Source organism: Myxococcales bacterium, assembly GCA_016717005.1.
Taxonomy (GTDB): domain Bacteria; phylum Myxococcota_A; class Polyangia; order Haliangiales; family Haliangiaceae; genus UBA2376.
Genome location: JADJUF010000014.1, coordinates 65968 through 79619, shown reverse-complemented (window position 1 = coordinate 79619; position 13652 = coordinate 65968). Strand labels below are relative to the sequence as shown.

Annotated in this window: 9 protein-coding genes; 3 read left to right on the top strand and 6 right to left on the bottom strand. The window is 74.4% G+C overall.

The annotated features are described in order from the left end of the window. Positions 1-32 precede the first annotated feature (32 nt). The 3 genes from IPL61_14360 to IPL61_14350 are packed head-to-tail and all read right to left on the bottom strand — an operon-like array spanning position 33 to position 2367. Positions 33-671, bottom strand: a complete 639-nt coding sequence (locus IPL61_14360) for a hypothetical protein (protein MBK9032469.1) — start codon at positions 669-671, stop codon at positions 33-35. 34 nt (positions 672-705) lie between these two features. Continuing rightward, entirely contained in the window at positions 706-1659 is a 954-nt protein-coding gene (locus IPL61_14355) for a calcium/sodium antiporter (protein MBK9032468.1), read from the bottom strand. A 54-nt stretch (positions 1660-1713) separates the two neighbouring features. After that, positions 1714-2367, bottom strand: a complete 654-nt coding sequence (locus IPL61_14350; GenBank protein ID MBK9032467.1) for an SCO family protein — start codon at positions 2365-2367, stop codon at positions 1714-1716. A 77-nt stretch (positions 2368-2444) separates the two neighbouring features. Here IPL61_14350 and IPL61_14345 point away from each other — a divergent pair, with 77 nt between their 5' ends. Then, entirely contained in the window at positions 2445-4295 is a 1851-nt protein-coding gene (locus IPL61_14345; GenBank protein MBK9032466.1) for a hypothetical protein, read from the top strand. A gap of 25 nt (positions 4296-4320) precedes the next feature. Here the strand turns inward: IPL61_14345 and IPL61_14340 are convergent, their stop codons facing one another. Both IPL61_14340 and IPL61_14335 read right to left on the bottom strand, forming a co-directional pair. Then, positions 4321-8676, bottom strand: coding sequence for a tetratricopeptide repeat protein (locus IPL61_14340; protein MBK9032465.1), 4356 nt, complete (start codon positions 8674-8676; stop codon positions 4321-4323). Between the two features lie 153 nt (positions 8677-8829). Then, positions 8830-9468 carry a hypothetical protein gene (locus tag IPL61_14335; protein ID MBK9032464.1) on the bottom strand — a complete coding sequence of 213 codons (639 nt, stop codon included), beginning with the start codon at positions 9466-9468 and terminating at the stop codon, positions 8830-8832. A 151-nt stretch (positions 9469-9619) separates the two neighbouring features. On the opposite strand from IPL61_14335, the gene IPL61_14330 reads away from it, so the two are divergent. Continuing rightward, entirely contained in the window at positions 9620-10864 is a 1245-nt protein-coding gene (locus IPL61_14330; protein ID MBK9032463.1) for a DUF3820 family protein, read from the top strand. 56 nt (positions 10865-10920) lie between these two features. Next, on the top strand, positions 10921-12033 hold the full coding sequence (locus IPL61_14325; protein MBK9032462.1) for a YkgJ family cysteine cluster protein: 1113 nt from the start codon (positions 10921-10923) through the stop codon (positions 12031-12033). 24 nt (positions 12034-12057) lie between these two features. Here IPL61_14325 and IPL61_14320 read toward each other — a convergent pair whose 3' ends face one another. Continuing rightward, positions 12058-13572 (bottom strand): hypothetical protein, encoded by a 1515-nt coding sequence (locus IPL61_14320; GenBank protein MBK9032461.1) that lies wholly within the window; start codon positions 13570-13572, stop codon positions 12058-12060. Between the last annotated feature and the right edge of the window lie 80 nt (positions 13573-13652).

Sequence of the window (13652 nt, the reverse complement as noted above, 5' to 3'; positions counted from 1 at the left end):
GGGGCTGTGATGGAGCCCACGGCCACAGCGCCTCAGGCGACGCCCACGCTCGCCGCCGGGAACCAGTGCGCCTGGCCGTCGCCGAGCTGGCAGTGGTACTGGTCCTGCGCGAAGGTCATCACCGTCGCCGGGTAGCGGCTGCCGTCGGGCGCGCTGATCACGACCCGGGTGCCCGGCGCGAACGGCCCCGCGGCCAGCGGCGGCGCCGGGGACGGGCCGCCGGCCATCGCCAGGTGCTGCAGCTGGCCGGAGTTGATCAGCGTGGGCACCTGCTCGAGGAAGGCGGCGGTCCCGGCGATCTTCTTGTTCCACGGCGAGATCCGCAGCGTGTCCTTGCGGCCGTCGTGCATCGCGAAGGTCATCGACTTGTTGTTGGCGATGCCGCTGGTGGTGCAGCCGCGCAGGCTGCGGATGTCCCAGTGCTCGACCCCGAGGTTCATGAGCTTGGGCCCGCCGCTCCAGAAGCTCATCTTGGTGCGGATCAGGATCACCCGCCGGTTGGTGAGCACGACGAAGTAGGCGCTCGTGATCAAGAACAGCAGCAGGCCGCCGATGAACAGCATCTGCACCAGCAGGCCGGGCTGGCGGCGCATGTAGGCCGTGTGCAGCACCTGCTCGCCGGGCTGGAGCATCGGCATCACCTGGCGCTGCAGGTACTGATCGGGGGTCATGGCCCGCAGCCTACGCCAACCCCGCGCGCGCCGGTCAGAACATCACCGCGGCGATCAGGAACCCGACGTAGGCGAGGATGAGCATCGCGCCCTCGGGGCGGGTGACGGTGCGGCGGCCGCGCAGGACCACGATGCCGAGCAGCGTGATCACGCCCAGGCCGATCGCGTCGACCGCGTGCATGCGCTCGCCGACCTGGATCGGGTTGAGGTACGCGACGGTGCCGAGGACCAGGAACACGTTGAGCAGGTTCGAGCCGACGACCGTGCCGACCGCGATCGCGCCCTGGCCGCGCATCGACATCACGACCACGGTCAGGAGCTCGGGCAGGGACGTGCCCAGCGCCACGATCGTCATGCCCAGCAGGCGATCGGACATGCCCCACGTGCCGGCGGCCGCGCGGGCGCCGCCGATGAACATCTCGCTGCCGAAGACCAGCATCAGCACGCCCAGGCCGCTGACGAGCAGCGCCGACACCCGCGACGGGCGGTCCTCGTCCGGCGGCGGCTCGAGCGCGGCGTCCTCGAGGTCGCGGCCGCTGACCGCCAGCGTCAGGATCGTGAACACCACCGCGCACGCGACCAGGATCCCCCCCTCGAGGCGGGTGATGACGCCGTCGGCGAGCGTGATCGGCACCGCCACGACCGAGCCGATCAGGATCGGGATCTCGCGGCGGATGAGCTGGCCGTCGATGCGGGGCGGGGCGATCAGGGCGGCCAGGCCCAGGATCAAGCTGATGTTGGCGACGCAGGACCCGATCACGACGCCGAGCGCGATCGGGGTGAGGTGGTCGGACGCGGCCTCGGTCGACACCGCCAGCTCCGGGGCCGAGGTGCCGTAGGCGGCGACGGTCAGGCCGATCACCAGCGGCGGCACGCCCAGCGTGCGCGCCAGGGTCTCGGAGCCGCGGCCCAGCCACAGCGCCCCGACGAACAGGAGCAGGATCCCGAGCCCGAGCCGCGCGAGCGCGAGGACGGTTTCGAGCGCCACGGCGTCAGTGTCGGCCCCCGGGCGCCCGAGGGTCAACAGGCCGGCTCGCCGATATCACCGGCGGTGGTGCTGGAGCCAGCGGGCGTGGCGCAAGAGCGTCTCGACCCGGCCCCAGTCGTCGGAGTCGTAGTAGCCGCGCAGGTGGCCGCGGGCGTCGATCAGCACGAAGTGGCCGCTGTGCGTGATGTTGGGGGCGCCCGACGGCAGCTGGCCGACGGTGTCGAAGCCGATCGTCATCGCCCGCTCGACCAGCGCCCGGACCGCGCCGATGTCGCCGCGCACGAACCGCCAGCGGCGAGGATCGGCCCCGGCCTTGTCGGCGTAGGCGGCCAGCACCGGGACCGTGTCGTGGACGGGGTCGACGGTGATCGACACCAGCTTGATGTCGGGCTCGTCGCCGGTACGGTCCATGACCGTGCGCATCTTCATCGTGGTCACCGGGCACACGGTGTCGCAGCGCGTGAAGATGAAGTTGACGATCGTGACGTGGCCGGTCAGCCCGGCCAGCGTGAACGGCGCGCCGGTGTGGTCGGTCAGCGCGAACTCGGGCAGGGCCAGGTCGTCGGAGAACTTCGGCGGCGACGGCGGGAAGAACACCGTCGGCACGACCACGGTCGGCACGATCAACAGGATGACCACGCCGGCGGCGAGGAGGAGCAGGGTGCGTCCGCGGAGGCGGGAACGCGCGGGCACGGCCGGGGTCGCCATGGCCGACGTGTAGCACTGCCGGCCGCGGGAGCGAAGTCGGTCGCGGGGCGCCGGCGGCGCGTGGTAGCGTGGTGGTCGTGCCTGGCATGATGCGCGCGGGGACGTTGGCCGGGCTGGCGGTGCTGGCCGCCGCCGGCTGCTACACGCCCGACTTCCCGGTCGGGCTGCCGTGCTCGGCCGACCACCGGTGCCCCGAGGGGCAGACCTGCGATCCGGTGACCGACGTGTGCACGCGGCCGACCAGCGGGCTGGTGTGGCGCGACGATCTGGCGGCCGACTTCGCGCGGCCCGGGGCCAGCTTCGACGACACGGTCATCGAGGAGCCGGGCGCGATCGCGCCGACGCCGTACCTGACCGGCGGCCTGCGCATGACCGGGATCAACGGCGCGCGCTTCACCACCCCGGGCGCGGCCAGCTGGGCCGCCGTCGCCGACGCGGTGCCGGCCGGCCGCGGCTTCCTGCGCTACGTCGGGTTCGACGTCGGCTACGACCGCCCGCTGGGCGTCGCCCTGACCGACGGCGACGACGTCACCGTCGCGTTCGAGGGCGAGATCTACCTCGAGGCCGGGTCGTGGCAGTTCGCCCTCGACGCCAGCGACGTCGGCTTCGTCGAGCTGGCCAGCGACGGCGACTTCGCGCCGCTGATCGCCACCGACGACACCGACACCGGCCACGGCCAGCGCGACATCCCCGTTGACGGCTGGTACCCGATCCGCGGCGCGGTCGCCGACGTGGCGGGCCTGATGTACCTGTACCTCGAGGCCGGCGGCCCCGATCCCGGCGACAGCCCCGGGTGGATCGATCCCGAGCGGCTGCGGGCCCGGGTCGACGACCTGTCCGGCGTCGCCCTCGACGGCTTCGACGACCCGCACGCGCTGTCCCCGACCGCGACCGGCCTGCGCACCAGCCCGCTCGCGGCGACCACCTTCGACGACGATCTCGCGGTCGGCGACGGCTCGTGGAGCCTGCGCTACGCCGGCCAGGTCCGGATCGACGTGACCGGCACCTACGTGCTGCACGTCGACAGCTTCGCCGGCCACCGGGTCTGGATCGACGGCGCCGAGCAGATCGACGACCTCGGCTACGACGGCGCCGTCAACGACACGCCGCCGCTGGCGCTCGAGGCGGGCTGGCACGATCTGGTGATCGAGCAGCAGTGGGGCGGCCCCGAGCCCGCGTCGCTGTCGGTGACCGTCGCCAGCGGGCCCGAGCTGGTCGGCCAGGGCTTCCCGGTCGAGCGCACCCGCCCGGTGATCGGCCGCGGCGTGCGCTGGTCCAACGAGGGCTGCTGGTGGGAGGACGTCCCCGACGACGGCGCCGTGAGCTGCAGCGCGTGGCTGGGCTACCCCGACGGCGCGCAGCCGTTCGATCTGCAGAGCTCGTGGGAGGTGACCCACCCGGTGCTGACCTCGGTCGGGGTCGAGCTCTTGAGCCCCAACGATGACGTGCTGTCGTTCGCGTCGCCGGGCGATCTGACCGGCGCGGGCGACGCGTCGGACCACGTCGACCTCGGCCTCAGCCACGGCGTCGCCGGCGAGTGGCGCCTGACGGTCCGCGACACGGTCGCCGACGGCGAGATCGGCACGCTCGACAGCTTGAACCTGACGGTGAGCTACGCCGACGGCGGCGTCGCGCCGTTCCCGAAGGTGGCGCGGTTCACCTCGGGCGTGCGCGACCTGGGCGCGGTCGTGTCGTACGGCCCGATGCGCTGGCAGCTGCGCCAGGCCGCGCGCGGCGGCGCGGTCGTGTGGCTGCGCACCTGCGCCACCGCGGCCGCGTGCGACGCCGAGCCGTGGACCGAGGTCGACGCCGACACGGTGCCGGCGGTCACGCCGCGGCAGTTCGCGCAGTACCAGGTCGAGCTGTCCGGCGACGGCGACGTGCCGACCGCGCTCGACTGGATCGAGCTGCCCTACCGCGCCGAGTGACGCGGCGCGCGTCCCCCGGGGGCGATCAATCCAGGCCGCGGGCGGCGGCGACCGCGCGCGCGGTCTTCGACGCGAGGTAGGCGGCCTTGAGCGCGGGGTCGCGCAGGCGCGCGGCCTTGGCGGTGATCTCGGTGGCCGCGCGCGCGAGCGCGGCCTGGGCCTGGGCGCGCTGGCCGCCGCCGGCGAGGGTCAGCGCGTGCCAGTACCAGATGTGCTCGGCGCCCTCGGGCCGGGCCTGCCGATCGAGCAGCGCCACCGCCTCGGACGTGGCCGCGATCGCCGCGGCGTGATCGCCGAGCCGCAGCTGGGCGAGGCCCGAGATCGCCAGGCCGTGGATGACGCCGACCATCATCGGCATCTTGCGCGCGAGCTCGGTCGCCGACCGCGCCAGCTCGAGCGCGCCGGCCGGCGCCTGGCCGGCCTCGAGCTGGGCCAGCGCGATGTACTCGAGGCCGCGGATCTCCTGGAAGCGCTCGCGGTTCTCGCTCGCGAGGTCCTTGCCGCGCTCGAGCAGCTCGAGCGCGCCGGCGACGTCGCCCTGGTTGAGCTTGGCCTGGCCCCAGGAGATCGCGGCGTCGGCCATGCTCGACGGATCGCCGGTCTGCTCGCCCAGCTTCCAGGCCTTGGCCAGGTAGCTCTCGGCGCGATCGAGATCGCCGAGGTCGCCGTAGGCCTGGCCGATGTTGCCGAGCTTGAGCGCGACCCCCGAGCGATCGCCGAGCTGCTGATCGATCTTCAGGCTCGACTTGTAGTGGGCCAGGGCCTCCTCGTACTCGCCCAGCGACGAGAACACGATGCCCATGTTGTTGAGCGCGCGCGCCTCCTGGCGCGGCAGCTTGAGCGCGCGGTAGATGACCAGCGCCTCGGCGTAGGCCTCGATCGCCTGCTCGAGCCGGCCCATGTTCCACAGGGTCGTGCCCTGGTCGTTGAGGATCAGCGCGCGCGCCAGCAGCGCCGTGGTGCCGTCGCCGGTCTCGCTGGCCAGCGCCAGCGCCTGCTCGCACAGCTTGAGCGAGTCGTCGTTGTTGCCGACCAGGCGCGCGATCGCCGAGCGCAGGCGCAGCGCGTCGGCCTCGGCCAGCTTGTCGCCGGCGTCGCGCGCGAACTGCAGCGCCGGCGCCACCGCGCGCTGGGCGGCCGGGGCCTTGCCGACGTCGATGTAGAACTGGGCCAGGAGCGCGTGGGCCAGCGCCTGCTTCTGGGGATCGCCGATGGCCTCGGCCTCCTTGCGCATCGCCGAGAGCTCGCGCAGCTGCTGCGGCCGGCGGGCGAGGCGCCGGAGGATCTCCTCGCGCTGGCGCCGGGCCTGGAACCGGCGCGCGTGATCACCGGGCGGCAGGAGCTTGAGCGCGCGGGTGAGCTGGCGGAACGCGTCGGCGTTGCCGCCGACGTCGATCGCGTGGGTCGCGGCGCGCAGGTAGCGCTCGGCCGAGGGGATGGCGTCCCCGGCCAGCTCGAGGTGGCGCGCGACGTGGGCGTCGTCGGCGCCGGGCCGGTAGCTGGGCCCGGTCGCGATCCGGTCGGCGATGCGCCGGTGCACGCGGGTCTTGTCCTCGCTCGGCACGAGGCCGTAGGCGACGGTCATGATCGTGTCGTTCTTGAACCGGTACTCGCCCTCGTGCGGGAGGAGCAGCCCGCGCCGGACCAGCTCGTCGAGCTCGCCGGTGACCTGGCGCCCGAGCAGCGCGGCCAGGGCCGGCGGCGCCACGAAGCGCCCGTGCACCGCCGCGATCAGCAGGGTCTGCTTCTCGCGCTCGGGCAGGCGGTCGATGCGCGTGATCAGCAGGTCCTCGACCGACGTCGGCACCTGGAGGGCGGCGTCGCGCTTGGTCCAGCGGTACCGGCCCGGGTGATCGACGGCGGGCGTGATGATCTCGCGCTCGGCCAGCGCGTCGAGCTGCTCGAGGATGAAGAACGGGTTGCCGCCCGAGCGGGCCAGGATCTGCTCGGCCAGCTCGTCGACGTCGTCGTCGGGCGCGAACCGGCTCGCGAGCAGGCGCCGCCGGGCCTCGAGGTCGAGCTCGTCGACGTGGATCACGTCGGCGCCCGCGCTGGTGGCGGCGTCGAGGATGCGCTTGTCGGGCCGGGTCGTGACGATGCCGAGCACCGCGCGCGCGGTCGGCACCTTGAGCAGCGCCGCGAAGATCTCGAGGCTCTCCTGATCGCACCAGTGGACGTCCTCGCCGACGATGATCAGCGGCCGGTCCGGCTCGAGCCGGTGCTCGACCCGGGCCACCAGCCCCAGCAAGCGCTGGCGGCGCTCGTCGGGATCGCCGTCGCTGGCGTCGGGCGTGCGCACGCCCAGCAGCACCGCCACCGCGGCCAGCGCCGCCCGGGCCTCGCGGCCGTCGTGCTCGCCCGGGAACACCAGCGGCATGGCCAGGGCCAGCCGGCGCAGCACCTCGTGCGGCTCGGCGCCGTCGGCGAGGCCCAGGACCTCGCGCGCCAGATCGGCCAGCACGCCGTACGGCGTCATCGCGGTGCCGACCCGGGTGGTCGTGCGCAGGAGGTAGGCCTCGCCCGGCGCGATCGTGGCCAGGAACCCGGCGACGAGCGAGCGCTTGCCGACGCCGTGGTCGCCGGCGATCACGAGGTGGCGCTTGCGGCGGCTGACGAGCGCGTCGCGGTAGGCGTCGCGCAGGCGCTTCTGCTCGAGCTCGCGGCCGTAGAGCGCGTCGGGCCGGATGCGATCGCGCAGGCGCGCGGCCCGCTCCTTGGCGCCGCGCAGCCGGTAGACCCGCGCGCGCTTGATGCCGGGCTCGGTGTCCTCGTCGACCTTGTGCGCGCCGACGTCGGTGTTGGCCGGGATGTCGATCGCGGCCAGCGCCTCGAAGTTCCACTCGCTGCGCGCGCTGCGGAAGACCCGGCCGCCGACCAGGATCTCGGCCGGGCCGGCGAACCGCGCCAGGTGCGACGCGAAGCCGGCGGTGGTGGCCTCGACCTCGAAGCTCTGCGACGCGCCGCGGCGGATCACCGTGGCGGCGCCGCGCTGGATGCCGATCGCCAGCCGCAGCTCGGGCTCGACGTCGGAGCCGATGCCGTCGAGCGCGTCGACCAGCGCCAGCGCCAGGCGGATCGTGCGGCCGGCGTCGTCCTCGCTGGCCAGCGGCAGCCCGACCACCAGCCGGAGCGAGTCGAGATCGCGCTCGCCGCGATCCTCGAGCGCGTCGTGCTTGAACGCGATGTCGCGGGCGACGCGGCGGAACTCGTCGACGACCTTGGTGGCGCCGGCCGCGCCCAGCCGCCGCTCGAGCGCCGCGACGCCGCGGATCACGCCCTCGACCACGTAGACGTACTTGCGCTCGCGCAGCTCGCGGGTGCTGGCCGCGCGGCGGTCGCTGGGGCCGCCGTCGCCGACGTGGCCGAGCGAGCCGAGCGAGCCGAGCGAGCCGGTGGTGGGGCTGGCCGGCGTGCCGGTGCCGCTGGCCTTGCCGCCGATCGGGCGCATGCGCGGGGCCCGGCGCTCGGCCGGGATGACCGTGGCCAGGAACGTCGCGAGCGCGGTCGAGTCGACCAGCTCGCCCGAGGCGTGGCCCCACTCGAGCTGGAACCGGCCCAGCTCGGCGACCAGATCGCGCGCGCTCGGGTAGCGATCGTCCCGGTGGTAGGCCAGCGCGCGGCCGACGATGCGCTCGAGCGCGGCCGGCACGTCGGGCGCGACGTCGCGCAGCGGCGTGATCGCGCCGGACTTGATGTGCTCGAGCGCCTCCTTGCCGCGGCCGCCGAACAGCGGGCGGCCGGTGATCAGCTCGTGCAGGACGATGCCGGCGCTCCACACGTCCGAGCGACAGTCGACCGGCTCGCCCCGGGCCTGCTCGGGCGACATGTACGCGAACTTGCCCTTGATGACGCCCTCGTCCTCGGTGACGTGGCGCGCGCGGGCGATGCCGAAGTCGACGATCTTGACGCCGCCGTCCCACGACACCAGCACGTTCTGCGGCGAGATGTCGCGGTGGACGATCGCCAGCGCCTCGCCGAACTCGTCGGTCTTCTTGTGGGCGTAGTCGAGGCCCTTGCCGAGCTGCTGGACGATGTAGGCCGCGAGCCCGTACGGGATCCGTCGCCGATCCTTGGCGCAGTCTTGCAGCAGCCGCAGCAGATCCATCCCCTCGACGTTCTCCATCGCGAGGAAGTAGGTGTCGCCGACGGCGCCGAAGTCGAAGACCTGGACGATGTTGGGGTGGTTGAGCCCGAGCGCGATCTTGGCCTCGTCGACGAACATCGCGACGAACTGCCGGCTCTTGGCGTAGGCCGGGTGGATCTTCTTGATCACCAGGATCTTGGCGAGGCCCTGGGCGACGGTGGTGCGCGCGAGATAGACCTCGGCCATCCCTCCGGTGCCGATCTTCGACACGAGCGCGTATTTACCGAACTGCTCCATCGCCAGTGAGCGGTGAGGATAGCGGATCTGAGGCGTCGGCGTCGCGGGCGCAGAACCGGCTTCGCGGGGCGCGCTGGCGTGCGCGGCGAGGCGATCGCGGGGTGATCGCGGTGGTCGGCGGCGCGGGCCCGGCTCACCCGGCGCGGGTGGCGGTCACCGGCGCTTGATGATCAGGTTGTCGAAGTACGTGTCGGTCTCCCAGTTGCCGAACCCGAAGTACTCGTGGCCGGGGCCGGTCAGCGGCTGGGGATCGTCCATGCGCAGGAACGGCGTCGCGAGATCGTCGAGGAACCACTCGATCACGGTGCCGGTGCGGACCAGGCGCCAGTGGTAGCGCTGCCCGGGCACGACCTTCTTGTCGGTGCGCGCGACGATGTCCTTCCCGTGCTCGTCCATGCGGGCGATGATCGAGCGCGAGTTCTTCCACGCGCCGAAGACGATCACGTAGCTGGTGGCGAGGTAGCGGTTGCCGTCGGGGTCGAACGAGCGGCCGTCGCCGAACACCTCGACCTTGATGTCGCCGTCCGGCGAGGTCGACCACGCGTCGAAGTCGATCTGGACGTTGCCGGCGGGGAGCTTGCGCGCCAGCCACAGCGGCCGGTTGTGCGCGCCGCGGGCGTTGAGGGCGCCGTCGGTGATGCGGTAGCCGGTGCCGGTCTGGTTGTAGTCGGCGCCGATGCCCGCGCGATCGAAGGTGTCGCCGTAGCTCTGCTCGATGGGCGGGAGCTCGCGGACCTTGCACGCGCCGAGGGCGAGGGCGGCGGAGGCGAGGGCGAGGGCGGCCAGGCGCATGGGCGCGGACTATCGCCGGACCGGCCGCCGGTGGCAATTCGCAGGCGCCGCGCGGTTGATCCACACGATCGAAACTGTTGGGCATTTTCGGAATTCGACCGCAAGTCCGCGCAATCGCTGTCAGAGGTGGCAGGTAGGGTGTCGCCTGTCGATGCGCAGCGAGACCTTGCCCCTGTTCGGCGCCGCCTGGGCCACGCCGGTCCCTCAGGCTGAGCCCGTGCGGGTCGAGCCGCCGGCACCGACGCCGACCTCGGGCCGCGCGGCCAAGAAGACCACTCCGGCTCGGTCCAGCGGCCGCAAGCGCGCGGCCGCGCCGGCAGGGGTCGAGCGGGCGGCGGCGGCGATCGCGGCGGTGATGCCGCCGGACGTGGAGCGGGCCGTCGCGTCGTCCGCGCCGGCGGTGGCCGCGGCGCCGGTCGCGCCCGCGGTCGTGGCGCCGGCGGCGCTCGCGCTGGTGCCCGCGGCCGAGATCGCAGCGCCGGTCGCGCCCGCGGTCCTGCCGCCGGCGCTCGCGCTGGTGGCGCCGGCGCCCGCGATCGCGCCGCTGGTGGTGCCGGCGCCCGCGGTGGCGGTCGCGCCGGTGACGGCCGCCGAGGTGCGCCCCGAGCGCGGCGTGATCGTGTTCGACGTCGAGACCACCGGCACCGACCGCCGGCGCGATCAGGTCATCGAGCTGTGCGTGCAGTTCGGCCTGGCCGAGGGCGCGATCCACCGCACCTGGCGGATCAAGCCCGACGTGGCGATCTCGCCCGGCGCGCAGGCGGTCCACGGCATCTCGATGGACGAGCTCGCCGCGTGCCCCCGGTTCGTCGACGTGATCGACGACATCGCCGCGGTGTTCGCCGCGGCCGAGGTCGTGGTCGGCTACAACCTCATCTTCGACATCGACATGATCTCGGCCGAGTTCGAGCGGGTCGGCCGGCCGCTGCCTGACTGGAGCAGCAAGACCGTGGTCGATCCGTTCCGGCTGTGGCAGCAGTGCGAGCCGCGCAGCCTGTCGCACGCGCACCTGCGCTTCGTCGGCACCGGGTTCGAGGCCGCGCACTCGGCCGTCGCCGACGTCGCCGCCACCGGCCGGGTCCTGACCGGCATGCTGCGCACGTTCGGCCTCGACGAGCACGACTGGCGCGGCGTCGCCGGCGTGTGCGATCCGGCCCGGCCCAGCTGGGTCGGCCCGTCGCGGCACCTGCAGTGGCAGGGCGAGCGGGTGGTCATGGCGTTCGGCAAGCACAGCGGCACGCCGCTGTCGCAGATCGAGAAGAGCTACCTGCGGTGGATGGCCGAGAAGGACTTCCCGACCCACGTCGGCGAGATCTGCCGCAAGGCCGGCGAGCTGCCCGAGCCCGAGTTCCTGGCCTGGGTCCGCGGCGCCTACGGCGCACCGCCGACGGCGTAGGCCGGCCGCGGCCACGCGCGCGCTGACGGCGCGGGCGTCCGTGATATGTCAGCGGCGTGATCGATCCGGGCGGCGTCTACTTCACCTGGCCTGATCGGGGGCTGTCGTACGCGTGCGCCGGGTGCGGCGCGTGCTGCAAGGGCCTGGGCATCGGCCTCGACGTGGCCGGCGGTCAGCTGACCGCGCTGGCGGCGCGGCGGCCGGAGATCGTGCCGTTCCTGCGCCGGCGCGGCGACGCGACGACGCTGTGGAACCCGCGCGATCGGTGCTGGTTCCTCGAGGGTGACGGCCTGTGCCGGATCGAGGTCGAGGACGGGCGCGCGGCCAAGCCGGCGTCGTGTCGGTTGTTCCCGTTCAACCGGGTGTTCACGCTCGGGGCGATCACCGTCGTCGACTACAACAGCGTGATCTGCCCGCTCCGCGTCGGCGGCGCCGCGCCGGTGGCCCACGCCGACATCCTGGCCGAGCTAGCGACGATCGTCGATCCGGCGATCGTCGGGGTCACGCTGCCGGCCGACGTCGACGGCGCGGCGATCCTCGCGGGCGAGCGCGCGCTCGCCGATCAGGTGTTCGCGATCGCGGCCGCGCCCGGCGACGACTGGGAGGCCCGGCTGGTGGCGGCGCTCGGCGCCGACGGGGACGCGGCGGCGAGCGTGCGCGGGTTGCTGGCGGCGCTCGGCATGGCGGCGCCCCGGCCGCTGCCGCCGGCGACCCGGGCCGCGGCGCTGACGCTGATCCCGTCGCTGCGCTTCAACGAGCTGTGGGGCCCGCGCCAGTACGCGCCGCGCGCGGTGATGCGCGGCAAGCTGGCCGGCATGACCCTGGCGTGGCTCGAGCTGGCCGGCGTCGGCGCGGCGATCGCCGGTCGCGAGCTGGGCATGCAGGAGCTGACGACGCTCTGGTCCGAGCAGGCGGCGGTGATGTACGCGGCGGCGCGCTGGGGCGACGTGCCGCGGCTGCGGCCCGGGCCGCTCGAGCTGCCGAGCAGCGATCCCGGCGGCCTCGTGCGCGCGCTCGGGCAGGCCTGCGTCGACAACCGCAAGGCCGGGCGCACGCTCGCGGCGATCGCCGGGCCGATCCTCGCCGCGGCGTCGGCGATCGAGCGCGTCACCGCGCTCAAGCTGGCCGAGCCGGTGCTGCGCGCGGCGTTCGCGTCGGCGCGCGCCTGAGCGGCGCGGCGGTCGCCGGCGCGATCAGCGGACGTGATCGGGCGGCAGCGGCACGCACGCGCGCTGGATGCAGTCGAGCGGCCAGCCGTGCTCGGCCAGGTCGGCGGGGCCGCGGCTGCCGGCGCAGTCGTCGCGGGTCGCGCACGCGGTCCGGCACGGGCCGTCGCCGCGCGCCAGGTACGGGTAGCAGCGTGACGGCGCGGCGGCGGTGGTCGGCGGCGCGGCGCTCGGCGGCGTGGTGCTCGGCGGCGCGGTGCTCGGCGGCGCGAGCGCGAGGGCGACGCCGACCCGCAGCTCGTCGTCGACGAGCTCGACCCGGGTCGCGCGGGTCGTGAGCGGCTCGCCGGCGACCGCGAGCTCGACCTGGGCCGCGCGCCGGCGGCTGCGATCGAGCGAGCCGACGACGACGTACTTGGCCCAGGCCGCGACCTGGATCACCGGCGACGCGATCGCGCGCTCGAGCTCGCGATCGAGCGCGGTCGCGCGCAGCTGGTCGCCCTCGAGGGCGATCGCGACCCGCACGCCGACCCGGAAGTACGAGCAGCCGCCGCGCTCCTGGAGCACGTGCACCTTCCACGGGTGGGCGGCGTCGTCGGCGACGTAGTCGAACCGCGGCCGGAAGTCCCCGGTCGGCGTCGGCGTCAGGCTGCGATCGTACCAGCGCGGCGCCGGCCCCGACGCGATCGCCCAGTTGGCGAGCTCGGCGACCGCGCTCGCGGCGATCGCGACGTCGACGTCGACGTCGGCGGCGACGGTCGGCGCGCCGATCGGCGCCAGGCCGCGCCGGATCGGCAGGCCGGTGTGCAGCTCGACCACCAGCGCCGCCGGCGCGTCGATCGAGCGCAGCTGCACGTCGGCGATCGGCACGTCGGGCAGGCGCAGCCGCAGGCGCGTGGCCTCGCCCAGCCGGACCAGCAGCGTCGCGCGCAGCGCCTGGTACGCGGCGCCGGTCAGGTACGTGGCCAGCTTGCCGGCGGCGGCGTCGACGAGCAGCCGCGGCGCCCGGCCGCGCACCGACGGCGGCAGCCAGCGCACGATCGCGGCGCCGAGCGCGGCGGTGGCGTCGGGGCCCAGGGTCGGCGTCAGGGCCAGCAGATCGGCCGGGCGGACGCCGAGCTCGAGCGTGACGGCGCCGTCGGCGCGCACCACCTCGGGCGCGACCTCGGCCACGAGCGCCAGCGTCGCGAGCGGCGCGGCGTCGTCGACGATCTCCAGCTCGAACGCGATCCGGACCCGCCCGAGCGGGCCCGGGCGCAGCTCGACGGCGCGGGCGCGCGCGCGGAGCCCGCCCGGCACCTCGAGCGCGATCGGCCCGAGGTCGGGCAGGTCCAGCGGCACCACCAGCGGCGTGCGCGCGAGCAGCTCGGCCACGAGCGCGTTGGCGCGCGCCAGCGGCACCGTCACCCGGACGTCGGGGCCGGGCGCGGTCGCCACCGGCCGCGCGGCCAGGGTCGCGCGCGCCGCCTTGACCTCGGCGCAGCGCGAGCCGCAGCCGGCCGCGAGCGCCGCCGTGAGGGCCATCACCGCGATCGTTCGCATCGGCGCCAGTGTAGTCGATCGGCCCGGCGTCCGAACCGCGGCGCGCGAGCTGGTAGCATCGATCGCCCATGACCGCTGCA